General features: G+C 62.4%; 21 protein-coding genes and 1 tRNA gene. 12 read left to right on the forward strand and 10 right to left on the reverse strand.

Going from position 1 to position 23083, the window contains the following annotated elements; all coding sequences use genetic code 11:
* Positions 1-92 precede the first annotated feature (92 nt).
* From METAC_RS0119855 to METAC_RS0119885, 7 genes are read right to left on the reverse strand one after another with little or no spacing between them, the layout of a single operon-like run.
* A complete protein-coding gene (locus tag METAC_RS0119855) occupies positions 93-1031 on the reverse strand; it encodes a type II secretion system minor pseudopilin (protein WP_084143811.1) in 939 nt (312 codons plus the stop codon).
* A complete protein-coding gene (locus METAC_RS0119860) occupies positions 1028-1726 on the reverse strand; it encodes a PulJ/GspJ family protein (RefSeq protein ID WP_026608361.1) in 699 nt (232 codons plus the stop codon). The genes METAC_RS0119855 and METAC_RS0119860 overlap by 4 nt, the downstream gene beginning before the upstream one ends.
* On the reverse strand, positions 1723-2157 hold the full coding sequence (locus METAC_RS0119865) for a type II secretion system protein (protein WP_051335718.1): 435 nt from the start codon (positions 2155-2157) through the stop codon (positions 1723-1725). Before METAC_RS0119865 ends, METAC_RS0119860 begins: the two co-directional genes overlap by 4 nt.
* Positions 2135-2611, reverse strand: coding sequence for a prepilin-type N-terminal cleavage/methylation domain-containing protein (locus METAC_RS0119870; RefSeq protein ID WP_026608363.1), 477 nt, complete (start codon positions 2609-2611; stop codon positions 2135-2137). Before METAC_RS0119870 ends, METAC_RS0119865 begins: the two co-directional genes overlap by 23 nt.
* Positions 2608-3087, reverse strand: a complete 480-nt coding sequence (gene gspG / locus METAC_RS0119875; protein ID WP_026608364.1) for a type II secretion system major pseudopilin GspG — start codon at positions 3085-3087, stop codon at positions 2608-2610. Before gspG ends, METAC_RS0119870 begins: the two co-directional genes overlap by 4 nt.
* A gap of 17 nt (positions 3088-3104) precedes the next feature.
* Positions 3105-4319, reverse strand: a complete 1215-nt coding sequence (locus tag METAC_RS0119880) for a type II secretion system F family protein (protein ID WP_026608365.1) — start codon at positions 4317-4319, stop codon at positions 3105-3107.
* Between the two features lie 4 nt (positions 4320-4323).
* The gene (locus METAC_RS0119885; protein ID WP_026608366.1) at positions 4324-6009 is read right to left on the reverse strand and encodes a GspE/PulE family protein; all 1686 of its coding nucleotides are present in this window, start codon (positions 6007-6009) and stop codon (positions 4324-4326) included.
* 399 nt (positions 6010-6408) lie between these two features.
* On the opposite strand from METAC_RS0119885, the gene gspD reads away from it, so the two are divergent.
* The 5 genes from gspD to METAC_RS0119915 all read left to right on the forward strand — a co-directional run bounded on the left by gspD (position 6409) and on the right by METAC_RS0119915 (position 12323).
* Positions 6409-8745 carry a type II secretion system secretin GspD gene (gspD, locus tag METAC_RS24665; protein WP_084144064.1) on the forward strand — a complete coding sequence of 779 codons (2337 nt, stop codon included), beginning with the start codon at positions 6409-6411 and terminating at the stop codon, positions 8743-8745.
* 74 nt (positions 8746-8819) lie between these two features.
* Positions 8820-9407: a prepilin peptidase gene (locus tag METAC_RS0119900; RefSeq protein ID WP_245257529.1), complete on the forward strand. Its 588-nt coding sequence runs from the start codon at positions 8820-8822 to the stop codon at positions 9405-9407.
* A gap of 97 nt (positions 9408-9504) precedes the next feature.
* Complete coding sequence (locus tag METAC_RS24670; RefSeq protein ID WP_084143817.1) at positions 9505-10077, forward strand: tetratricopeptide repeat protein; 573 nt, start codon at positions 9505-9507, stop codon at positions 10075-10077.
* 152 nt (positions 10078-10229) lie between these two features.
* A tRNA-Gly gene (locus METAC_RS0119910) sits at positions 10230-10303 on the forward strand.
* 598 nt (positions 10304-10901) lie between these two features.
* Positions 10902-12323: a carbohydrate porin gene (locus METAC_RS0119915; RefSeq protein ID WP_036255739.1), complete on the forward strand. Its 1422-nt coding sequence runs from the start codon at positions 10902-10904 to the stop codon at positions 12321-12323.
* 6 nt (positions 12324-12329) lie between these two features.
* Here METAC_RS0119915 and accC read toward each other — a convergent pair whose 3' ends face one another.
* Genes accC through aroQ form a run of 3 tightly spaced genes read right to left on the reverse strand, consistent with a single transcriptional unit; the run spans position 12330 to position 14646 of the window.
* Entirely contained in the window at positions 12330-13691 is a 1362-nt protein-coding gene (gene accC, locus METAC_RS0119920) for an acetyl-CoA carboxylase biotin carboxylase subunit (RefSeq protein ID WP_026608369.1), read from the reverse strand.
* A gap of 23 nt (positions 13692-13714) precedes the next feature.
* On the reverse strand, positions 13715-14194 hold the full coding sequence (accB, locus tag METAC_RS0119925) for an acetyl-CoA carboxylase biotin carboxyl carrier protein (RefSeq protein WP_026608370.1): 480 nt from the start codon (positions 14192-14194) through the stop codon (positions 13715-13717).
* On the reverse strand, positions 14191-14646 hold the full coding sequence (gene aroQ / locus METAC_RS0119930; RefSeq protein WP_026608371.1) for a type II 3-dehydroquinate dehydratase: 456 nt from the start codon (positions 14644-14646) through the stop codon (positions 14191-14193). Before aroQ ends, accB begins: the two co-directional genes overlap by 4 nt.
* 339 nt (positions 14647-14985) lie before the next feature.
* Here aroQ and secE point away from each other — a divergent pair, with 339 nt between their 5' ends.
* From secE to rpoB, 7 genes are all read left to right on the forward strand, one after another.
* On the forward strand, positions 14986-15177 hold the full coding sequence (secE, locus tag METAC_RS0119940; RefSeq protein WP_026608373.1) for a preprotein translocase subunit SecE: 192 nt from the start codon (positions 14986-14988) through the stop codon (positions 15175-15177).
* Between the two features lie 32 nt (positions 15178-15209).
* On the forward strand, positions 15210-15740 hold the full coding sequence (gene nusG, locus METAC_RS0119945; RefSeq protein WP_026608374.1) for a transcription termination/antitermination protein NusG: 531 nt from the start codon (positions 15210-15212) through the stop codon (positions 15738-15740).
* A gap of 255 nt (positions 15741-15995) precedes the next feature.
* Positions 15996-16424, forward strand: coding sequence for a 50S ribosomal protein L11 (gene rplK, locus METAC_RS0119950; RefSeq protein ID WP_026608375.1), 429 nt, complete (start codon positions 15996-15998; stop codon positions 16422-16424).
* A gap of 4 nt (positions 16425-16428) precedes the next feature.
* Entirely contained in the window at positions 16429-17124 is a 696-nt protein-coding gene (gene rplA / locus METAC_RS0119955; protein ID WP_026608376.1) for a 50S ribosomal protein L1, read from the forward strand.
* Positions 17125-17749: 625 nt separating this feature from the next.
* Positions 17750-18265: a 50S ribosomal protein L10 gene (rplJ, locus tag METAC_RS0119960; RefSeq protein WP_026608377.1), complete on the forward strand. Its 516-nt coding sequence runs from the start codon at positions 17750-17752 to the stop codon at positions 18263-18265.
* A 62-nt stretch (positions 18266-18327) separates the two neighbouring features.
* Positions 18328-18702: a 50S ribosomal protein L7/L12 gene (gene rplL, locus METAC_RS0119965; RefSeq protein ID WP_026608378.1), complete on the forward strand. Its 375-nt coding sequence runs from the start codon at positions 18328-18330 to the stop codon at positions 18700-18702.
* A 262-nt stretch (positions 18703-18964) separates the two neighbouring features.
* A complete protein-coding gene (gene rpoB, locus METAC_RS0119970; RefSeq protein WP_026608379.1) occupies positions 18965-23083 on the forward strand; it encodes a DNA-directed RNA polymerase subunit beta in 4119 nt (1372 codons plus the stop codon).

A 23083-nucleotide genomic window follows, 5' to 3' on the forward strand; every position in this document is an offset into this window, starting at 1 on the left:
GCCAAATCATATCAGAGTTCGCCACATCGCTTTGGAACCGCCAAATCAATTCCGGGTCAGTCGATCATTACATTACCTATCGGCGGCATTTGTCAGACCGGTCCGTCAAAATCGTCGCGCCACGATAAGATTCGATAAGGCTCCCCGCCGGGCTCGAGAACGAGGATGACGACCTCGGCGTTGATGCTGCGTCCGTTCTCGAAGGCGACGCGAATCTTGGTCCTGGTCGCCTTGCGGGGGTCGATTGCGACGCTGGAGCGTGCGGCGCCGAGAAGCGACAACACTGCTTGCGGCTTGAGCGCTTGGCGTTTCTCGAGAATTTCCGCGACCATATCAGGGTTAATCTTGGGCAAGGCGGCGACGATCTCCGGTGCGGCCAGGATCACGTCGATCTCCGCGCGGCCGTTGAAGACGGTTACGAAAGGGAGAGCCTTCTCGACAAGCTCCGGCGGCAGGCTCGCGACGAGGCGCAATTCGTCGACGTTCTGGAACGGCGCCTTGCGCGGCCCATAGCTCAAACCGGCGTCGCGATAGACTTCGGATTCCTTGCTTTGGCCGGCGACGTCGTCCTTGTTGCGCCAACCGATCACGCGATCAGCGTAATTTTGTGCGGCCTCCGGTTGCGCCCCGAGGGTCTTGAAGAGGCCGGCCAGTAATTCCTTGGGCGCCAAATTAAGATCGATTCGAGCCCCTTCCGACTGAAATTCGACGCCGACATCGGCCTCTCCGAGCTGGAAGGAGAAAGCGCCGGACGTCGGCCGCGCACTCTCCTGGGCGCCGAGGAGCCGATAGGCCGTAAGCTCGATCCCCGCCGTGACCAGGGCTTCCGCCCGAATCCGGTCGCTTCCGACGCGCGCGCCGGCGGCGGTGCTGGCGACATATAGGGCGTAGACCGAGGCGAGGGCCGCGAGCGCCGCAAGGATCCAGAGGACTGCCACGATCATGAAGCCGTCGTCGTGCGCCGCGCCCGGGGAGATCCGTCGGGCGGCGATCACGTCGCGAGAAATGCTAGTCTTCGCCGCGGTCTTCATGGCGCTTTTGGACCATTCGGCCTGGTGAGTTGCTGAATGCATCCCAGCGCGGAATTTGCGCGGACGCATTCGGCCGGGGCGTTGACGTGCAGGAGGGTCGCCGTTGAGACCGCGATGATCTCGTCCGACGCGCGATCACGGACCGTGACCCGCACGGCTTCCGGCAGAAGGGTGGCGTCCCGCCATGTTTCCCGCCAGTCGCGGTCGTGGCCCGCGAAAGAGAACGTCAGCCGATAGGCGTCGCGAACGAGGGCGATCGGGTTGGTGAATTCGAGGGCGGAGACCTCTCCCGCCCTGATCGGCCTAAAGGGCGCTCTCGCCCGCACGAGATTGTGGCTTTCTTCGTCTTCCGCGAGCCGCACGATCTCGAGCCCAGGCGTTCCGCTTACGCCGAGCGCTGTCCGAACAAAGGTCGCGGAGCTTGGCCCCCCCTCAAATAAGGGCCTCGTTCCCTCGCCCGACACGAATTCGGCCGCGACGAGATCGGCGACGATCCGGTCGAGCCCGAGGCCCAGCAACTCCACGCGTTGGGTTCGATGGAATCCGGCTTTCCAGTTCGGCAGCCATTGCGCGGTCACTGTGGCGAGAATGGCGAAAATTAGTCCGGTCAAGGCGACCGCGACCAGGGCCTCGATCATGGTGAAGCCTTGCGCGTCGCTCAGCAGGCGGCGGACAATGGAAAGGGCGCGCCTCACGGGCTCGGCCTTTGCCGCAAGCGAATGGTTTCGATCCGCAGCGTCGCCCCCGACGGCGATTGCGCCGTGACGGCGACGGCTTGCGGAATCCAGGGAATGGGATTCGCCGGATCGGCCGCCTGTTCCGGCCAGGGCAGGATTTCGACCAGCCACTCGTGTCCGTACATTTCGCCGGAAAGGGTTCCCGGCGTTAGCGTCGCGCGATCTGGAAGACCGGTTTCGATCGCGCGCAGGGTCTCGGCGAGCTCGAGGCGATGCTGGAGCCGGGAGGGCGCCTGAAAATTCGTCGCCATGAGCGATCCAATCGCGCTCAGGCAGATTGCGACGATGGCGAGAGCGACGAGCGCCTCGATCAGCGTGAAGCCCGCACAGGCCTCGCGCCGCCGGACGGAGGTTTCCGACGAGGGTTCAAAATGTCTTGGCAGGAACAATCTCAACGCCTCCCGTAAGCCAGGCGACGCGAATCTCGAAAGTCGCGCCGAGCCGCGAGAGCGAGAGCGTTCCGCCGCAGGACATGCCGGATGGGAAGAACCAGATCATGGCCCCGGCGTCGCGGCCCGCGCATTGCGCCGCAAGCACGGCGTCGAAAGCGACGTCCTCCGGCAGCTGCAGCACTTGCCCGCTCGCGCCCGAGCGGATCGTCTTCGCTGAGGCGCTGAGCTCCACGCCGACTTGCTGGCCGCGCCGGATCGCCGCGTTCCGATCGGACTTGAGCAGAGTCGCCGCCTCGACCGCATAGGCCTCGAGCCTCGCGCGCGAGGTGTGGCGCGGAAAGGCGGCGACCACGATGGCCGCGAGCATCGCCACTATGGCGAGGACGCAGACCATATCGAGCAGAGTGAACCCGCTCTCGCCGCTTTGTCGATCGGCGCTCCGCCGCCTCATCGCTTCTCCCAGCTCGTGATCGTCGGGGCGGTGGCGTTTCCGCCGTCCTGGCCGGAGGGTCCATTGGAGACGATGTCATAGGGGCCATGCTGGCCGGGCGAACGGTAGGCGTAAGGATGTCCCCATGGATCATTGGGGACGTTGCCGTTCTTAAGATAGGGCCCGTTCCATGCGGTCGCGCCGGCGGGCCGCTGCACGAGAGCCGTCAGCCCCTCGGAGGTCGAAGGATAGCGTCCGGCGTCGAGATAATAAAGATCCAGCGAGCTCGCGAAGCTCTGGATCTGAATGGTCGCCGCCTTGACCTTCGACTGGCTGAGGTAATTGAGAACGCGCGGCCCGACGAGACCCATGATGAGGCCGATGATCGTGATGACGACCAAAATTTCCACCAGGGTGAAGCCGTCGTCCTCGCCGAGGCCGCGCCTGTGGCGGCGCGCTCTGATCCTGGAAGGCTTGGGCGTCTTCAATTCTTTCATCACGATTGGCTCCGCGTTCATCCGACGACTTGGCTCACCGACATTAGCGCGGTCATGACCGATACGATCAAGCCGCCGACGATGATGCTGATTCCAACGATTGCGACCGGTCCGATAATTCCGACCAGCCGGTCGAGACTACGCTGCAGCTTAGCCTCATAGAATTCGGCGATGCGCTCAGCGAGCATGGGCAATTGCCCCGTCTCTTCGCCGAGCCGCAGCGTGCGGATCGCCATTGGCGGGATCGCCTTGGTTTCGGCGAGCGCGTCCGAGAGCTTGCCGCCGTGTCGAACGAGGTCGACCGTCTTGCTCCATGCGGGCGAGCGGCTCGTCGTCGCCATCATATCCGCGAGGATCCGCAAAGTGGTCGTGAGAGGGACGCCGCTGCCGAGCAGAACGCCGAGATTGCGGCAGAATATAGAAGTTCGGTGAAAGCTCAAAACTCTTCCCACCAGCGGCAGGCGCGCCAGCGCTTCCATGACGGAGCTTCTCACGATGGGCTGGCGTGATCCGTACCATCCGCCCCCGATGATGATGACGAGCGCCGCGCCGATCAATTGTGCGTGAGCGCGGAAAATATCGGACAGGGCGAGGAAGCCAGACACTACCGGGTCGAGCTTGGCGTTGAAGTCGCGCAGCACGGAAGCGAATTGGGGCAGCACGAAAGTGAGAAAAAACAGCAGGACCGCGCTCGCCGCGGCCAGAACGAAGCCCGGATAGCGCAAGGCGTCGCCGACCTTCCGGCGCAGCGCCTCCGCGCGGGTTCGTTCAGCGGCGAGAACCTCGAGGATATGCGGCAGCGTGCTCGAGGCCTCGCCCACGCGCACAAGGGCCAGATACATGGGCGAAAAGAGCCGCGGATGCTGAGACAAGGCGTCGGCGAAGCTCTCTCCCGCGAGGATCCCCGCCGAGATCTTGTTGATCGTAGGGCGCAGCCGCGAAATGTCGGAATCGTCGGAGAATAATTCGAGCGCGTCGTTGATCCGGGCTCCGGTCTTCAAGAGTAGCGCGAGATCGCCGGTGAAGAAGGTGACGTCCTCCGGCCGCGGGCCCGACAGGAAGGAGAGATCGAAACGCCAAGCTCCGCCGCCAGCGTCCTCGTTGATGGTTTCGATTGGAATGAGGCCGAGATATTCGATGCGATGCGCGACCTCGTCGGCCGTGGGCGCGGAAAGCGAGCCGCTCACCACTTCGCCGCTCTGGGTCAACGCTCGGTAACGGAAGCTCGCCATCGCCTCAGCGCACCGTCGTGACGCGGAGGACCTCGGCGACCGAGGTGAAGCCGGTGCGGCATTTGGCGACCGCGTCCTCGATCATGGTGGTCATGCCGGCGCGCCGCGCTGCGGAGTCGATCTCATGGGCGTCGGAATGCGCGCCGACGAGCTCGCGCGTCGCGCCGTTCAGCTCGAGAACTTCGAACACGCCGGCGCGGCCGCGATAGCCGATGCCGCCGCAGCGCTCGCAGCCCTTGGGCTCCCAGACCGAGTCGCCGGGCTCGAGCCCGATTGCCTGGTAGCGGGGATCGGCGTCAAAATCGGCGGCGCTCAGCACGCGCTTTTTCTTGCACCGGTCGCAGAGAATGCGGACGAGACGTTGCGCGACCACCGCCCGAAGCGTCGATTTGAGGAGAAATCCTTCGACGCCGAGATCGAGCAGGCGAGGGACGGCCGCCGCCGCGGTTTCGGTGTGCAAGGTCGTGAGCACCAAATGGCCTGTGAGCGCCGCATGGATGGCGATGCCCGCCGTTTCCGAATCGCGCACCTCGCCGACCATGATGACGTCGGGATCTTGCCGGAGGAAGGAGCGCATGGCCGTCGCGAAGTTGAGCCCGATCGAGGGTTTGACCTGCGACTGGTTCACGCCTTGAATCTCATATTCAACCGGATCCTCGATCGTCAGGATCTTGCGCGACGGCTCATTGAGGATGGACAGCAGCGTGGCGAGCGTCGTGGTCTTGCCGCTGCCGGTCGGCCCCGTCACGACGATCAAGCCGTGCGGCAGCGCGAGCAGACGGGAGATCACAGCTTCGTCGGCCGGCGAAAATCCGAGCTTGGCGATGTCGAGCAGGCCGCGGTCTCGCGGCAGCAGGCGGATGACCGCGGACTCGCCATGCTGGGTCGGCATGGTCGCGACGCGGATGTCGATTTCCGTGCGCGCCACCTTCTGGCGGGCTGCGCCGTCCTGAGGCAGGCGCCGCTCGGCGATATTGAGGCCGGCCAGGATCTTGATCCGCGAGATGAGAGCCTGCGGCAGCGCGTCGAGCGGGGCGGGCGTCGCCCGCAACAGGCCGTCCACGCGCATCCGCACCGTCAAGCCAGACCTAAAGGGTTCGATATGAATATCGCTGGCGCGCAGCTCCATCGCCTTTTCAAGCAGGTCGTTGACCGCGCGCACGACCGGCGCGCCGCTGGCGAGGTCGCGCAGGCTTTCGATGTCGTCGTCGGAGCGCGCGGAATTCGCGCCGGCGTCCGGCGCCGCCGCCTCTTCGCCGCCGAGCCGTTCGCCGAGTACGGTGGTTATGTCCTCGAAGGAGGCCACCTCGAGCTCGACCGGGCCGCCGAGGACGATTTCGGCGGCCCGCACCGAGGCCGCGTCGCTCGGATCGGCGACGGCGAGCTTGAACCGCCCTTTTTGCGCCTCGAAAGGAAAGATCGCCGTCTCGCGCAGGAAACGCGGCGAAAATCGTTCCGTCAGGGCGGAGGCCGCGACGAGCTGGGGCAAGGTCAATCGCTTGAGGCCATAGAACTGGGCCACTTCGTCGGCGAAGCCATTTGCGGAAAGATCCGTCGCCTCCCACAATTTACGTAAGGTGCGTTCTGGGCTAGTCTCGGCCACCGAGCTGAAGTTGATATTTGAGTCTGACAGTAAAAAGTTTTTTTCGTGCAAATGTCTTGCAAAGTCTTCGATGGCGGTCTTGGTCATTACGACAGCTCTCTGTCGGACTCGACGAATCTATGCCGCGCTGAAAAAGCGAACGAGCTAGTAGCGTTAGGGCGATTATGTGGCGACATGATGTCGAGCGTATTGCATTATATTTGGAATTCAGATTTCGACTTGACCAACCGGGTAAATTTGGCCAAGCTGAATCCCAGCATCAAAAAGACGGGATGTCGGCCCGCGATCCTAGCGGCGCTCTATGAGAAAAAGCAAATCCATGTGAGCGGTTCTCGTTTGTGAGCGGCTTTCGTCTTTAGTTTGAGTGGCTTTCGCTTCCAGGTTGGCCGTGTTCGCTAGGTTGCCTTGTTGTTCAGCGTCGGAACCCAAGAGTTGCGTTCTCGTCTCGCCGCATTGTTTGCGGCGCTTATTTTGTGCGCCTGCGGCATGCTCGCGGCTTGCTCCTCTCCTCCCCTCGGCAGCGTCGGCACCGAGGCGCCGGACGCATTAGACCGCGTTCGCGGCCTCGATCTGCAGCCACGCTTCCCACGTCCGACCGAATCCGTCAGCACGGGCACGGGCAATGATCGGCCCCTCGTTTATTACGGCAATGGCGGCGGCCAGTCAGCGCGTTTGCCCGGCAGCGCCAGCGGAGCCAGCGGGGCCAATGGAGAAGGGGTCGAGCTCAATTTCGAGAACACGCCGGTGACCACGGTCGCCAAAGTGATCCTTGGCGACGTTTTGGGCGTCGGCTATTCGATCGATCCGCGGGTGCAGGGCTCAATCAGCCTTTCATCCGGCCGGCCGATCCCCAAAGGCCGCCTATTATACGTGCTCGAGAGCGCGCTGCGCACCGGCAACGCTGTCCTGGTTCACGACGCCGGCGGCTATCACATCGTCCCGGCGGAGGAGGCGATCGGCAGCGGCGGCGTCGACCGCGCCGAACGCGACCGCATTCTTGAGCCCACCTACGGGCTGACGGTGATCCCGCTGCAACATGTGTCCGCGCCGACGATCATGAAGCTTCTGGAAGGTTTTGCGACCAAGCCCGGCGCCATTCGCGCCGATCCGGGAAACAACGTGATCCTGGTCGTGGGCAATGGCGTCGAGCGCAGCTCCGCTGTTGACACGGTTCTGAGTTTCGACGTGGATTGGATGCGCGGCCAATCGGTCGGGGTTTTTCCGGTCCATAATACGACCCCGGAGCCTTTGATCGGCGAGCTGGAAAAGATCCTCGATTCCGGCGAGGCCGGGATGAGCCAGAATTTGGTCAAGTTCCAGGCGATCAGCCGCTTGAATGCGGTCCTCGTCGTCGCGCGCAAGCCGGAACTGCTCCAAGCCGCGGGGAAATGGATCGGCCGGCTCGACGGATCCGCGACGGCGAGCACGGGCGTGAAGGTCTATCGTGTTCGCTATGGCGACGCCAAGCAGATCGCCAAATTGCTGAGCGATCTGTTCATCGGCGGAAGCGGCGGATTGTCCGAATCCGCGACGAACCAGATCGCGCCGGGCGCCGGCGCGTCGAGCTTGGAAAGGCTGACCGGCGGCTCGTCTTCCACATCGGGCGGCTCTTTGGGGGGCTCTTCGAGCGGCTCTTCGGGGAGCTTCGGCTCTTCGACCGGGACTGGCTCTTCATTCGGAAACAATCAGTCGGGTAGCGGTAGCGGCGGCGGCTCGTCGGGGCAAACGCAAAATCCGTTCGGGAGCTTGCGTTCGAACGATGGCCAAGACGGCGGCGGCTCCGCCACCGGCTCCAACGCCTCGTCCGCGTCATTCAAAAGTGGTCCGGGCGGGGCCTCGTCTCTTCTGCCAGGCGTCAGGATCATGGCCGACGCTGTGAACAACACCGTCGTGATCTACGCCAACCAGGAAAATTACCGCGTTATCGAAAGGGCGCTCAATCAGCTCGATCGTCCGCGCATGCAGGTGGCGATCGACCTGACCATCGCCGAGGTCACGCTCACTGATCAGCTTAATTACGGGGTCCAGTTTTTTCTCGGCCACACATACGCCAGCACGTCGTCCAGCGGCACGTCGACGACCACCGCCGGAGGCAACTCAGTCGGGAACTCGTCCAGCGGCTCGCTGCCCCTTAGCACCAGCCAGGCGGGCTTCAACCTGGTTCTCGGCTCGAAATATACGCCGAACGTCGTCATCAACGCCCTGCATGATGTGACGACAGTCAAGATCCTTTCGAATCCATCCATCGTGGTCATCGACAATCAGGTCGCAACCCTCACCGTCGGCGACCAGGTGCCTGTGTCGACGGGGTCGGCGACCGTGCTGACGTCGTCAAATACCGTCGTGAGCACGATCGATTACAAGAATACGGGCATTATTCTGCGCGTCCTGCCGCGCATCAACTCCAACGGCAATGTCCTGCTCGACATCGAGCAGGAGATCAGCGTGTGCCAAAATTGCCAGCTGTCCAACCCGAACCTCACGCCGACGATCTCGCAGCGCAAGGTCAAGAGCTCGATCCTGGTCGCGGATAGCCAGACCGTGCTGCTCGCTGGCCTCATTCAGGATAATCAAAACGGCGAGCGCGACGGCCTTCCCGGCCTCGATCAGATTCCGGTCATCGGCAACGCCTTCGTCAACAACAGCAGCAGGCAGGGTAAGCGCACCGAGCTCATCATTTTCATCCGCCCGCAGATCATTCGCGACGGGGTGGACGCGTCCTTTGTCGCGGAGGAATTGCGCTCGAAGATGAGGGGGGACAAGGTCGGGTCGCTTCATCCGCCGGGCGCGGTGTCGCCCAACCCTTGGGCCGTTCCGCAATGATCGCCGCGCATGGCCGTGGCGAGCCCAGTCGGCCGGAGCAGTCGTCCAGGACCCGTGGAGGCGATCGCGCGGCGGTGGCTCGTCGGGTCCTGGTCGCGACGCGCGGCGCGCGTCTCGAGCACGCCGCCGCCATCGCTTTTGGCGCGGCGACCGGACTTGCGAGCCTGATCCTCGTCCCGCGCCCCGCGGGCTATTTCGGCTGCGCCTTGGCGCTACTCATGATCGCCATCGCATTCGTCGACGCTCGGCGGTTCGTCATCCCCAATGAGCTGAGCTTCGCGGCCTTTGTTCTCGGACTCGCGGATGCAGCAAGCCAGGATTTCGCCGACCCTGGCGCAAGCGTCGCCGCCGCCGCATTGCGTGGGGCGCTCGTTGGTCTCGCTTTCTTCGGACTTCGCGAAGCCTATCGCGGGCTGCGCAAACGCCAGGGCATCGGGCTCGGCGACGTGAAGCTCGCTGTGGTCGCCGGCGTTTGGCTTGATTGGGCCTTCATCCCGGTTGCAGTGGAACTCGCGGCTCTGAGCGCGCTTGCCGCCTACGGGCTCGGCCGCTTGCGTGCGCAGGTCCCTATGCGACGCGGAGCGCGGCTTCCTTTCGGCCTTTTTTTCGCGCCGGCCATTTGGATCTGTTGGCTGCTCGAAGCTAGGCTCAACATATTTTGAAGTGGCTTCGTTCGCTTTGGCGATTGGCTCCGACTGCGGAGCCTCGGGCTCGGCGGTTCGAGCGGGAAGCGCTTTGGTGTAGGTAGAAGGAAAAGCCATGGCGATCAGCGCGCTCGCACAATGGATCAGGAGCGCCTCGCCGTCGGGCGGGGCTCGAACCAAGCTCCGCCGCTGCGCCGCGGCTTTCCTCGCTATTGCGCTCTGGCCGGCGAGCCTTACGGCCGGGGACGCCTTCCGGGCAGGGAACGCCGCTTACGCCGCCCATCATTATGCGGAAGCCGCGAAAATTTTCTCGGACCTTGCGGTTCAAGGCGATCCGCGCGCTCAGACGCTTCTTGGCTTCATGTTCGCCAATGGCAGGGGCGTCCCGCAAAATTTCATCGTTGCGGCGGGATGGTACCGTTGCGCCGCGAAGCAGGGCTTTGCGGCCGCGCAATATTTCCTCGGCGTTCAATATGACAAGGGCCTCGGCGTTCCGCAGGATTTCGTCATGTCCTACGCCTTGCTCGATCTGGCGGTCGCAAGCGCCGGGCCGGAGCGCCATTATTGGGTGAAGATCCGCGACGCCGTGCTAACCAAATTGACTGTGGCCGAGACCCTTCAGGCGCAGCAAATGGCTTTTCTCGGGCCGCCGTTGGGACCGTGCCTGCCGATCGTCGTCGGCTATTGACGCCGTTGTCGTCCTCGGCGGCTCGTCGCGCGAGGCGTATATCGGCGGTAAATCAGCGCCTTAGCGGACAACGAGAGCCTGTCGCGGCTGGCGCGGGGTTTGACGCGGGAACGGGTCCTAGCGTATAGGAATCGCAGCGGCGACGCTTTCAAGCGGGTGTAGCTCAATGGTAGAGCAGCAGCCTTCCAAGCTGAATACGAGGGTTCGATTCCCTTCACCCGCTCCAAGCTCCGCCTCATAGGGGCGAAATGTCCCGAAAGCCGGTTCCGCGTCCCACTCTTGACGCGCGCTCCGGTAATTTGCCCATGCCAGGAAACAGAGAGGCTGCGAGCCTTAGATTGGAGCGGGGTTCGATCGAGGGTGCGTCAAACGCCTTTCGCCAAAACGCTTTCGGACGGAATGGACTCATTCGGCCGATTGGAAATCGCTCCCGTTTCAAAGATTTAAGCATATTCTGATCAATCAGATTAATTCGATCTGATCAGAATATGCTCCAGGCTATCTTCGTTGCGCGCCGCCGGCTACGTCGTTAAATGCGACCAATTCAACTTGCGAAATGCGGACGACCATCGTCGTTCGTGTCATATCTATTTATGTTGCTCAACGCCTTTAGGCCAATTCATGGCAATAATTTTATAGGTGCGGCAATATTATCACGCAAAGCTTTTTATTTCCAGCGTATATACAATATATATTGGTCTGCGCCTCCACCGTGCTTTATCACTTAAGCGTTGCGCTTAGGCTATTGCGGCGTGGGAGAGGCTATGCGCCAGGGTTTGACTCGCTTCGTCCAAGGGACCAACAATCGAAGCAGGTTGCACGCAATGCGTGTCGCGACCGCCGCGATCCTCGCCGCGGGCTTCGCCGCGGCTCCCTTTGAGGCTGTGCGCGCTGAAGATGCCGCGCTTGCTTCGCCGTCCACCGCGCCAGCTTCGCCGCCGACAGTCGCCAACGCCGAACAGCCGAGCATTTCGTCATCTGTTCCGGCTTTGGGCGATTTCAAGAAAGCGCTGCTCGATCGCGGCGTCAATCTTCAATTGAACTATATCCAGGATACGTTCGGCAATCCGACCGGCGGCGTGAAGCAAACGCTCGATTATGAGAGTGTGCTGTACATGGTCGTCGACTCGAACCTCGGCATGCTCATGGGGCTCGACGGCATGAGCTTCCGCGTAAACGCCTATCAGATCCAGGGAAGGGGAATTTCCGCGCATAATATTTATAATCTCGCGCCGATCAGCAGCCTAGAGGCGCTGCCGACCACGCGCCTTTTCGAGCTTTGGCTCGAGCAAAAATTCTTCGGCGATCTGGTCTCGATCCGCGTCGGGCAACAGGTGGCGGACAATCAGTTCTTCAACACCGACGCAGGAGCGCTCTTCGTCAATAACTCCTTCGGCTGGCCGACCATCACCTCTTCTGACTTGCCGAGCGGCGGTCCGGGCTATCCTTTGAGCACGCCCGGAATCAGGGTCAAGGTCACGCCGAACGAACAGCTCGCGCTTCTCGCCGCCATATTCAATGGCGACCCTTCCGGCGCGGGCTTCACCGGGCAGCAGGAGGTGAAGGATCCGGCGGGCATAAATTTCCGCATCCAGGACCCGCCCTTCGTGATCGCCGAGGCTCAATACCGCTATAATCAAGATAAGAACGCGCCAGGGCTCGCCGGAACCGTCCGGGTCGGTGGATGGTATCATTTTGGCCCATTCAGCGATTATCATATCGGCTATGACGGCCAGTCGCTCGCCGCTCCAACGAGCAGCGGATGGCCGATGGTGCATAATGGTAATTTCGGCATTTACGGCGTCATCGATCAGATGCTCTGGAGATTGCCAGGCTCGGACGACCCGAAAAAAGGAATCGGCGCTTTCTCGCGCATCTCGTTTAGCCCTCCGGATCGCAACTTGATCGATTTTTATGCCGAGGGCGGCGTCGAATTCATGGGGCTCATCGCGCAAAGGCCCGACGATTCCTTTGGCTGCGCGGCGGTTTTTACACATCTCTCAGCGCCGGTTCGGGCCCTCGATCGGGATACGGCGTTTTTCTCCGGCGAGTCCAGGCCCTTGCGCAATTACGAGCTCGACCTCGAGGTCACCTATCAGGCGCAGATCGTTCCAGGCTGGATCGTTCAGCCGGATTTCCAATATATTTTCCATCCGGGCGGCGGCGCCGTCGATCCGATAAATTCGGCCGTCGGACGGATCCCCGACGCGGCGGTGTTCGGCATCCGCACCATGGTCAGCTTTTGAGCGGAATCAGGCCGCGGCTATGTCCATGCCGCCGGTCGCGAGAAATTTCTCCAGCCAATGGATGTCGTAGAGCGCGTTTTGGATATCCGCGTTGCGCACCAAGGTCTGGAACAAGGGAATTGTCGTGTCTATGCCGTCGATGATGAATTCGTCGAGCGAACGTCGCAGCCGCATCAGCGCTTCGTTGCGGGTGCGCCCGTGCACAATGAGCTTGCCGACAAGGGAATCATAGGTCGGCGGGATTACATATCCGGCATAGACGGCGCTGTCGACGCGAACGCCGAGGCCGCCCGGCGGATGATAATAGGCGATCTCGCCCGGCGACGGCCTGAACGTAGCCGGATGCTCGGCGTTGATGCGGCATTCGATCGCGTGGCCGTGGAAGATGACTTGTTCTTGCGTGAGGGAGAGCGGCGAGCCGGCGGCGATCTTGATCTGCTCGTTGACGAGATCTACGCCTGTGATCATCTCGGTTACCGGATGCTCGACCTGAATGCGCGTATTCATCTCGATGAAGTAGAATTGGCCGTCCTCATAGAGAAACTCGATCGTTCCGAGCCCCACATAGCCGAGCTTGCGCATCGCGCTCGCGCAGACCTCGCCGATATGGCCGCGTTGCGACGCGTTTAGGGCGGGGGATGGGCTTTCCTCCCAGACCTTTTGATGCCGGCGCTGCAACGAGCACTCGCGCTCGCCGAGGTGAATGGCCTTGCCGCGTCCGTCGCCTAGGATCTGGACCTCGATATGCCTGGGTTTCTCGAGGAATTTCTCGAGATAGACGGCGTCGTCGCCGAAGGCTGTCTTTGCTTCGAGCCTGGCGGTCGCGAGGGCGACTGAAAGCTCGCTTTGCGACCGCGCGACCTTCATGCCGCGGCCGCCGCCGCCCGCGGACGCCTTGACGATGACCGGATAGCCGAGCTCGCGCGCGACCGCGGCGGCTTCGTGATCGCCGGAGATCGCTCCGTCGGAGCCGGGCACGCAGGGGATGCCGAGCTCTTTCACGGTCCGCTTGGCCTCGATCTTGTCGCCCATCATGCGGATATGCTCGGCCTTGGGGCCGACGAAAACGATGTGATGATCGGCGAGGATTTCCGCGAAACGCGCGTTCTCTGCGAGAAATCCGTAGCCCGGATGCAGGGCTTCTGCGCCCGTGATCTCGCAGGCCGCGAGAAGCGCCGGGATGTTCAGATAGGAGTCGCGCGCCGAGGGCGGTCCGACGCAGACGGATTCATCTGCGAGCTTCACATGCATCGCCTCGGAATCGGCGGTCGAATGCACGGCGACGGTGGAGATGCCGAGCTCTTTGGCGGCGCGCAGAATCCGCAGGGCGATTTCGCCGCGATTGGCGATCAGGATCTTGTCGAACATGTTTCTTGCCGAACGTGCGGCCCTTATTCGATGACGAGAAGAGGCTGGCCATATTCGACGGGCTGGCCGTCCTGAACCAGAATGCCTGTCACGGTCCCGGCGCGGGGCGCGACGATTTCATTGAACGTCTTCATCGCCTCGACAAGAAGAAGCTTGTCGCCGATCTTCACGCGCGCGCCGATCTCAACAAATGGCGCGGCGTCCGGGGCGGAGCGCAGATAAGCCGTGCCGACCATGGGAGACTTGACCGCGCCGGGGGATTCCGCCGCAGGCGCCGAAGTCTGAGGCGCGCTGGCGGGAACGGGCTGGGGCGCCGCCAGCGACGCTGCTGGAGCCGGAGCGGCTGTCAGCTGCCTCGCTACGCGGATCTTGAAATCTCCATGCGCGAATTCGATCTCGGAGAGGCCGAGGCGCGTGACGATTTTCGCCAGCGCCTCGACAAGCTCCGTATCGACGGCTGCGCTATTGGAATTATCGGCCGGCTTTTCCCCCGGATATTTCATTTTCTTCGACTTTCGCTTGGTCCCGCGCCAGCGAGAAGGGCCTCCAGCGCGAGATCGTAGGATAAAGCGCCGAACCCCAGGATCACGCCCTGCGCGACGGGAGAAATGTACGAATGATGGCGAAAGGGTTCCCTTGCATGCACGTTCGAAAGGTGAACCTCGATGACTTTCGTCTTGGCGCCCTTGATGGCGTCTTGCAAGGCGATCGACGTATGGGTGTAGGCGCCCGCATTCAGGATCACGGGCTCGCCGGCTAGGCCCGCATTTTGCACCCAGGTCACGAGATCGCCTTCATGGTTCGATTGACGAAAGTGCAAGGCGATTCCATGCGAGTCGCAGACGGCGGCGAGCCGCGCCTCAATGGCGGCGAGCGTCGCGTCGCCATAAAGTTCCGGCTCCCGCGCGCCGAGGAGATTGAGGTTCGGCCCGTTCAGGACATGAATTGCGTTCATCATTGTGCGGCGCGTCGGAGCGATCGGCTTCCATAGCCGGGATCATCGCGAAATGAAAGCCTCGGCGCGCAGCCTTGTTCGACGGATCCGCGCCGTTTCAGTGGGCGGCAGGGCTGTCGTCGCGCCTTGCGGAGGCCTGAGCCGGAACGACCGCCCCCCAACGCTGAAGCCGCCGCAAACCTTGGGAATTGCGTTGCGGCCCTACTTGATTATATCTTTACAATCCGACTATAAGTCGATGACAAGCGGCGCGCGGCCTTTCGGTTGCGCGCCCTGATTTTTTGGGCGGGCCGCAAAGCTCGCACCTCTAGGCCGATCTGAATTCAAGGCTTTGCTGAAATGGTCAATCCATTCGTGTTTCTTCAGGACGTCCGCGCGGAAGCCACCAAGGTCACTTGGCCAACGCGCCGCGAGACGATGATCACGACCGGCTTGGTGATCCTCATGGTCTTTTTCGCCAGCCTGTTCTTCCTCGCCGTCGATCAGGGGCTGCGTTTGGCCGTCACTTTAATTTTGAGCCTAGGGCATTGAATTTAAATCGAAAGGGATTGGAAGATTACCCGATGAGCATGCGCTGGTACATCGTCCAGGCCTATACGAATTTCGAAAAGAAGGTCGCCGAATCGATCAAGGAGCAGGCGGCGCAGCGCGGCCTGACGGGCAAGTTCGAGGAAATTCTCGTGCCGACCGAGCAGGTCGTTGAAGTGCGCCGCGGCCGCAAGTTCAATTCGGAGCGGAAGTTTTTCCCGGGCTATGTGCTGATCAAATGCGATTTGTCCGACGACATTTACCATCTGATCAAGAACACGCCGAAGGTCACCGGATTTTTGGGCGCTGACAAGAAGCCCATGCCGATTTCCGACAGCGAGGCCGCGCGGATCAAGGGGCAGGTCGCGGAAGGCGTCGAGCGGCCCAAATCGTCAATCTCGTTCGAGGTCGGCGAGACGGTTCGCGTGGCGGACGGTCCCTTCGCCTCTTTCAACGGCGTCGTCGAGGAGGTCGACGAGAGCCGCTCCCGGGTCAAGGTCGCGGTGTCGATCTTTGGGCGCGCGACGCCGGTCGAACTGGAATATGCTCAGGTCGAGAAAGTTTGAGCGACAAGGGCTCGAAGGATCTGAGTTAAGGAGATTTTCGAGGGGCGGCGCGATGCGCGGCGCTTCGAGAGCGGCGCGAAATCCTGGGTCGAGCCTGTCTCGCCATAGGGCGAGCCGAACCGCGTGGCGGATCCTCGAGATCATCCGCGCGACAGACGTGGGAGATAGGTCCGGGGCGCCGATCCGGTCCCTGTCGGCACCACGACCGCAACCGCCGCGCCTTGGACAAGGGCAGGCATTGTTTGGGAGCATGATATGGCGAAGAAGATCACGGGCTACGTGAAGCTTCAAGTGCCGGCCGGGGCGGCCAATCCGTCGCCTCCGATCGGTCCCGCGCTCGGTCAGCGCGGATTGAACATCATGGAATTTTGCAAGGCGTTCAACGCCCGCACCGCACAGATGGAGAAGGGGACGCCGATCCCCGTCGTCATCACCGCCTATCAGGACCGGTCCTTCACTTTCGAGATGAAGCTGCCGCCGGTCTCCTACTTCCTGAAGAAGGCCTCCGGCATTCAGTCCGGGTCGAAGACCACGGGGCGCGGCTTTGTCGGGAAAGTGACCAAGGCGCAGATCAACGAGATCGCCGAGAAGAAGCTGCCCGATTTGAATTGCGCCACGGTGGAAGCCGCGGCGTCGATGATCGAGGGCTCCGCCCGTTCGATGGGCCTCGAGATAGTGGGGTAGGCAGATGGCGCATGTAGGCAAGCGCGTGCAGAAGTCGCGCGAAGGCATCGACCGGGTCAAGCTCTATCCGCTCGCTGAGGCGGTGAAGCTCGTGAAGGAGCGCGCCAGCGCGAAGTTCGACGAAACCGTCGAGATCGCAATGAATTTGGGCGTCGATCCGAAGCACGCCGACCAAATGGTGCGCGGGGTCGTGAACCTGCCCAACGGGACCGGCCGCACATTGCGCGTCGCGGTATTTGCTCGTGGGGCGAAGGCCGACGAGGCGACGGCGGCGGGCGCTGACATTGTCGGGGCGGAAGACCTGGTCGCGACGGTCCAGGGCGGAACGATCGCTTTCGACCGCTGCATCGCGACGCCCGATTTGATGCCGCTGGTCGGCAGGCTCGGTAAGGTCCTCGGTCCGCGTGGCTTGATGCCCAATCCCAAGGTCGGGACCGTGACCATGGACGTAGCCGCCGCGGTCAAGGCATCCAAAGGGGGCGCGGTGGAGTTCCGGGTCGAGAAGGCCGGGATTATCCAGGGAAGCGTCGGCAAGGCGTCCTTCGAGGACGACAAGCTCGTGGCGAATATCGCCGCTTTCGTGGATGCGGTTGCCAAGGCCAAGCCGCAAGGCGCGAAAGGCACCTATATTCAACGCGTGGCGATTTCCTCGACCATGGGACCGGGGGTCAAGGTCGATCCCGGGACGGTGCCGGCTTAGGGCGTGTTTCGGAAGAAGTCAGTCGGCTTTTTTGATTAAATCATGCTCCAGCTTTGCGGTTTGGATCGCCGTCGGCGGGCGCGGCGCTGCGAGTTTCCCCTAGGGAGATAAAAGCGCGCGCGCCCCTTGGCATTCTTCGGCGAGTGGTTTACATAGAACGTTCGGGGTCGATCGGAGATAGCGACCCCGCACCCATTCAAGCTTCCGCAACTCCAGGATGCCCTGTGCCATTGGCGCGGGGTGGCTTGTGGTGCGGCGGATAGGCCGGAGGATAGGCGGGGCCCGCCTGTCCCTTCCGGCCTTGTCCTGTCCAAGACTGCCGGCGCGATATTCCGCCTCTTCGGCGGCGTTCCGCTTAATCTCTCGACCGTTGTTCCGTCTTGTGCGGGATGGCGCGGGAAGCCGGCATAGACGGGGTGAAACCGGATTGTGGAGCGCAGGACGGCTCGCCGAGCCTGCTTCCTTCGAGTTTGGTCTAAATCCCTCTGTCCGGGGCGGCGCAAGCCCTCCGGGGGACAGGCACAGCGACGCTGCAGCGCGCGGGTCTTCCGCCGTCGCGCCAAGCGTCAGTTGCAGCCTGCGGACGCCCGGCTGAAGCCAGGCGCCCGCGCAAGGAGAAAGTAACTTGGACAGAGCGGAAAAAAAGGAAAGCGTCGCCGCCCTGGCGGAGGTCTTCAAGAAGACGTCCGTCGTCGTGGTCGCGCATTATTCCGGCCTGACCGTGGCGCAAATGCAAAATCTGCGCAAGCAGATGCGCGCAGCCGGCGCCACCGTGCAAGTCGCCAAGAACCGTCTCGTCAAGATCGCTCTCGAAGGCTCGGAGGTCGCTTCGATCTCGGGTCTGATGCAGGGGCCGACGCTGATCGCCTATTCGGACGATCCGGTGGCGGCGCCCAAGGCGGCGGTGGCTTTCGCCAAGGATCACGACAAGCTCGTCATCCTGGGCGGGGCCATGGGCTCGACCGCGCTGAATCCGGATGGGGTGAGGTCGCTCGCGACCCTGCCTTCGCTGGACGAATTGCGCGCCAAGCTCCTCGGCCTCATCCAGGCGCCCGCGACGAAGCTCGCGCAGCTCGCCAATGCGCCCGCCGCCAAGCTCGCTCGCGTCTTTGCGGCTTATGCCGATCGAGACGCCGGCTGACGCTGCGATCTTCATTCAGAGACAGCACACGAACAATTGAGACCAATCGAAGGAACTGAATAATGGCCAATTTGGAGAAAATCGTCGAGGATCTGTCGAGCCTCACCGTGCTTGAAGCCGCGGAGCTCGCCAAGCTTCTTGAGGCGAAATGGGGCGTTTCCGCCGCCGCCGCCGTCGCAGTCGCCGCTGGCCCGGCCGCCGCCGCCGCCGCGCCGGTCGAGGAGCAGACCGAATTCACCGTGGTGCTCGCGGCGGTCGGCGACAAGAAGATCGAAGTCATTAAGGAAGTGCGCGCGGTGACGGGCCTTGGCCTCAAAGAGGCGAAGGATCTCGTTGAGGGCGCGCCCAAGCCGGTCAAGGAAGGCGCCAGCAAGGAAGAGGCCGAGAAGATCAAGGCCGCTCTCGAAAAGGCCGGCGCCAAGGTCGAGCTCAAGTGATTTTTCACGGATCGCCGATGCGATCTTGAATTTTCCATGCGACGGCCCTGTGGACAACCGCAGGGCCGTCGATCCGTTGCTGAAAGGTCGATTCGGCCGTTCAGCGAAACGCCTCGCGGCTCCTGCGCCGCGGCGCGGGGGGCAGCGCAATGCTCGGCGTTTGTCCCGATTTTCCAGCGTCCAAGCTGGATGCGGCAGAGGCGGGCCTCCATCCGGGAGGCCGCCGTTTTGAAGAGGTGCGAGAAGCGACATGGCTCATCATTTGGCTCAAACCTTCACCGGCCGTAAGCGTATTCGCAAATTCTTTGGCCATATCCGCGAAGTCGCGGAAATGCCCAATCTGATCGAAGTTCAAAAAGCCTCCTATGATCAGTTCCTGCTCGTCGACGAGCCGCAAGGCGGCCGGCCGGACGAAGGGCTGCAGGCGGTCTTCAAATCGGTGTTTCCGATTTCGGATTTCTCGAGCACCTCGCTGCTCGAATTCGTCAAATATGAGTTCGAGCCGCCGAAATATGACGTCGACGAGTGCCGCCAGCGTGGCATGACCTTCGCCGCGCCGCTGAAGGTGACCCTGCGCCTCATCGTGTTCGACGTCGATCCCGACACCGGCGCCAAATCCGTCAAGGACATCAAGGAGCAGGACGTCTACATGGGCGACATGCCCCTGATGACGCTCAACGGCACCTTCATCGTCAATGGCACCGAGCGCGTCATCGTCTCGCAGATGCATCGCTCGCCGGGCGTGTTCTTCGATCACGACAAGGGCAAGAGCCATTCCTCGGGGAAGCTTCTTTTCGCGGCGCGAATCATTCCTTATCGCGGCTCGTGGCTCGACATTGAGTTCGACGCCAAGGACATCGTCTATGCGCGCATCGACCGGCGCCGCAAGATTCCCGCGACCTCGATTCTCTATGCGCTCGGCTTGGACGGCGAGGAAATCCTTTCGACCTTCTACAAGACGATCACGTTCGCACGGGACAAAGAAGGCTGGCGTCAGCCTTTCGATCCCGAGCGCCTGAAGGGCATGAAAGCCGTCGTCGATTTGCTCGACGCCGACACCGGGGAGGTCGTGCTCGAGGCCGGCAAGAAGCTCACGGCGCGCACCGCGCGCCAGCTCGCTGAAAGAGGCGTGAAGTTTCTGCGCGCGCAGGACGAGGATCTCTACGGGCAATATATTGCGGTCGATCTCTACAATCCTCAGACCGGCGAAATTTTCGCCGAAGCCGGCGATGAGATCAGCGCCAAGTCGCTGCCCTTGTTGATCGAGGCCGGCTTCGATGAATTGCCGCTGCTCGACATCGACCACATCAATATCGGTCCCTACATCCGCAACACGCTCGCGGTCGATAAGAACAGCACGCGCGAAGAGGCCTTGTTCGACATCTATAGGGTGATGCGGCCGGGCGAGCCGCCAACGCTCGAGACGGCGGAGGCGATGTTCCACTCCCTGTTCTTCGATCCGGAACGCTACGATCTTTCAGCGGTCGGCCGGGTCAAAATGAACATGCGCATGGATCTCGACGCGGCCGACACGGTGCGGACGCTGCGCCGGGAGGACATTGTCGCGGTGGTGCGGGCGCTTGTCGACTTGCGCGACGGACGCGGCGAGATCGACGATATCGACCATCTCGGCAATCGCCGCGTGCGCTCGGTCGGCGAGCTCATGGAGAATCAGTATAGGCTCGGCCTGTTGCGCATGGAGCGCGCCATCAAGGAGCGCATGTCCTCGGTCGACATCGATACGGTGATGCCGCAGGACCTCATCAACGCCAAGCCGGCCGCCGCCGCGGTGCGCGAGTTTTTCGGCTCGTCGCAATTGTCGCAGTTCATGGATCAGACCAACCCGCTGTCCGAGATCACGCATAAGCGGCGCCTTTCGGCTCTGGGTCCGGGCGGCCTCACGCGCGAGCGCGCCGGCTTCGAGGTGCGCGACGTGCATCCGACGCATTATGGCCGCATCTGTCCGATCGAGACGCCGGAAGGGCCGAATATCGGCCTCATCAACTCGCTCGCTACTTTTGCGCGGGTCAATAAATACGGCTTCATCGAAGCGCCGTATCGGCGGATCAAGGACAACCGCGTCACCGACGAGGTCGTCTATCTATCGGCGATGGAGGAAGGCAAATATTACGTCGCCCAGGCCAATGCGCCGGTCGACGAAAATAAGAGCCTGACCGAGGATCTCGTCGTGTGCCGGCACGCCGGCGACGTCATGATGGTGCCGCGCGAGCGCGTCGATTTCATGGACGTCTCGCCGAAGCAGCTCGTTTCGGTTGCGGCCGCGTTGATTCCGTTCCTCGAGAATGACGACGCCAATCGGGCGCTGATGGGATCCAACATGCAGCGCCAGGCGGTGCCGCTCGTTCGGGCCGACGCGCCGCTGGTCGGCACCGGCATGGAGGCTGTCGTCGCGCGCGATTCGGGCGCGGCGATCGCCGCGCGCCGTACGGGCTATGTCGATCAGATCGACGCGACCCGCATTGTTATCCGCGCGACCGAGGAGACCGACGCCGGCAAGCCGGGCGTCGACATTTATCGGCTGATGAAGTTCCAGCGCTCGAACCAATCGACCTGCGTCAACCAGAAGCCTTTGGTGCGGGTCGGCGATTTCGTTCGCAAGGGCGACATCATCGCCGATGGCCCGTCGACGGATCTCGGCGACCTCGCGCTCGGCCGCAATGTGCTCGTCGCCTTCATGCCTTGGAACGGCTATAATTTCGAGGACTCGATCCTCCTCAACGAGCGCATCGTCAAGGACGACGTCTTCACTTCGATCCATATCGATGAATTCGAGGTGATGGCGCGCGACACCAAGCTCGGCCCCGAGGAAATCACGCGCGACATTCCGAACGTCTCGGAAGAAGCGCTGAAAAATCTCGACGAGGCCGGCATCGTCTATATCGGCGCAGAGGTGCAGGCGGGCGACATTCTCGTCGGCAAGATCACGCCAAAGGGCGAAAGCCCGATGACCCCGGAAGAAAAGCTGTTGCGGGCGATTTTCGGCGAGAAGGCCTCGGACGTTCGCGACACCTCGCTGCGGGTGCCGCCGGGCGTGCAGGGGACGATCGTCGAGGTGCGCGTCTTCAACCGCCACGGCGTCGAGAAGGACGAGCGCGCGCAGGCGATCGAGCGCGAGGAGATCGAGCGTCTCGCCAAGGACCGCGACGACGAGCTCGCGATTCTGGACCGCAACGTCTACGCCCGCGTGCTCGATCTGCTGGTCGGCAAGAAGGCGATCGCCGGCCCGCGCGGCTTCAAGAAGGAGACGGCGCTCTCGAAGGAGCTCATCGAGGAATATCCGCGCTCGCAATGGTGGATCTTCGCGGTCGAGAGCGACCAGACCATGGCCGAGCTCGAGGCCATGCGTAAGCAATATGACGAAGCGAAAAAGGGCCTCGAAAGCCGCTTCCTCGATAAGGTCGAAAAGCTGCAGCGTGGCGATGAATTGTCGCCCGGCGTGATGAAGATGGTGAAGGTCTTCGTCGCGGTGAAGCGCAAGATTCAGCCTGGCGACAAGATGGCGGGACGGCATGGCAATAAAGGCGTCGTCTCGAAGATCGTGCCGCAGGAGGACATGCCCTTCCTCGCCGATGGGCAGCCCGTCGACATCGTCCTCAACCCGCTCGGCGTGCCGAGCCGGATGAATGTCGGACAGATTCTCGAGACCCATCTCGGTTGGGCGTGCGCCGGTTTGGGCAAGCAGGTCGGCGCGGCGGTCAACGCCTATTTGCGGGACAATGACTCAACGCCTTTGCGGCGCAAGCTCGGCGAGATTTATCACGCCGACAAGGAAATCTCCGAGCTGTCCGACGTGGAAGTCGTCGAGCTTGGCGAGAATTTACGCCGCGGCGTGCCGATCGCCACTCCGGTGTTCGACGGCGCGCGCGAGAAGGACATCGTGGAAATGCTCGGGCAGGCGGGGCTCGACTCCTCTGGCCAGGTGACGCTCTACGACGGACGCACCGGCGAAGCTTTCGACAGAAGGGTGACCGTCGGCTACATCTACATGTTGAAGCTGCATCATCTTGTTGACGACAAGATCCACGCGCGCTCGATTGGTCCCTACAGCCTCGTCACCCAACAGCCGCTTGGAGGCAAGGCGCAATTCGGGGGTCAGCGGTTCGGCGAGATGGAAGTCTGGGCGCTCGAGGCTTATGGGGCGGCCTATACGCTGCAGGAAATGTTGACGGTGAAATCCGACGACGTCGCCGGGCGCACGAAGGTCTACGAATCCATCGTGCGGGGAGACGACGCCTTCGAATCCGGCATTCCCGAAAGCTTCAACGTTCTCGTCAAGGAGATGCGTTCGCTTTGCCTCAATGTTGAGCTGACGTCCACGGTGAAGCCTCTGGTCCAACCGCCGGCCGAGGCCGCTGAATAG

Source organism: Methylocapsa acidiphila B2 (assembly GCF_000427445.1).
Taxonomy (GTDB): domain Bacteria; phylum Pseudomonadota; class Alphaproteobacteria; order Rhizobiales; family Beijerinckiaceae; genus Methylocapsa; species Methylocapsa acidiphila.

What these genes read in the sequence shown, in the direction of transcription:
- METAC_RS0119915 (WP_036255739.1), top strand. Translation starts at nt 10,902, where the DNA reads ATGCGTGTCGCGACCGCCGCGATCCTCGCCGCGGGCTTCGCCGCGGCT.
- METAC_RS0119870 (WP_026608363.1), bottom strand. Translation starts at nt 2,611, where the DNA reads ATGAGGCGGCGGAGCGCCGATCGACAAAGCGGCGAGAGCGGGTTCACT.
- aroQ (WP_026608371.1), bottom strand. Translation starts at nt 14,646, where the DNA reads ATGAACGCAATTCATGTCCTGAACGGGCCGAACCTCAATCTCCTCGGC.
- METAC_RS24670 (WP_084143817.1), top strand. Translation starts at nt 9,505, where the DNA reads ATGGCGATCAGCGCGCTCGCACAATGGATCAGGAGCGCCTCGCCGTCG.
- METAC_RS0119885 (WP_026608366.1), bottom strand. Translation starts at nt 6,009, where the DNA reads ATGACCAAGACCGCCATCGAAGACTTTGCAAGACATTTGCACGAAAAA.
- gspG (WP_026608364.1), bottom strand. Translation starts at nt 3,087, where the DNA reads ATGAAAGAATTGAAGACGCCCAAGCCTTCCAGGATCAGAGCGCGCCGC.
- accB (WP_026608370.1), bottom strand. Translation starts at nt 14,194, where the DNA reads ATGAAATATCCGGGGGAAAAGCCGGCCGATAATTCCAATAGCGCAGCC.
- rplL (WP_026608378.1), top strand. Translation starts at nt 18,328, where the DNA reads ATGGCCAATTTGGAGAAAATCGTCGAGGATCTGTCGAGCCTCACCGTG.
- rplA (WP_026608376.1), top strand. Translation starts at nt 16,429, where the DNA reads ATGGCGCATGTAGGCAAGCGCGTGCAGAAGTCGCGCGAAGGCATCGAC.
- gspD (WP_084144064.1), top strand. Translation starts at nt 6,409, where the DNA reads ATGCTCGCGGCTTGCTCCTCTCCTCCCCTCGGCAGCGTCGGCACCGAG.
- METAC_RS0119855 (WP_084143811.1), bottom strand. Translation starts at nt 1,031, where the DNA reads ATGAAGACCGCGGCGAAGACTAGCATTTCTCGCGACGTGATCGCCGCC.
- nusG (WP_026608374.1), top strand. Translation starts at nt 15,210, where the DNA reads ATGAGCATGCGCTGGTACATCGTCCAGGCCTATACGAATTTCGAAAAG.
- accC (WP_026608369.1), bottom strand. Translation starts at nt 13,691, where the DNA reads ATGTTCGACAAGATCCTGATCGCCAATCGCGGCGAAATCGCCCTGCGG.
- secE (WP_026608373.1), top strand. Translation starts at nt 14,986, where the DNA reads ATGGTCAATCCATTCGTGTTTCTTCAGGACGTCCGCGCGGAAGCCACC.
- METAC_RS0119880 (WP_026608365.1), bottom strand. Translation starts at nt 4,319, where the DNA reads ATGGCGAGCTTCCGTTACCGAGCGTTGACCCAGAGCGGCGAAGTGGTG.
- rplK (WP_026608375.1), top strand. Translation starts at nt 15,996, where the DNA reads ATGGCGAAGAAGATCACGGGCTACGTGAAGCTTCAAGTGCCGGCCGGG.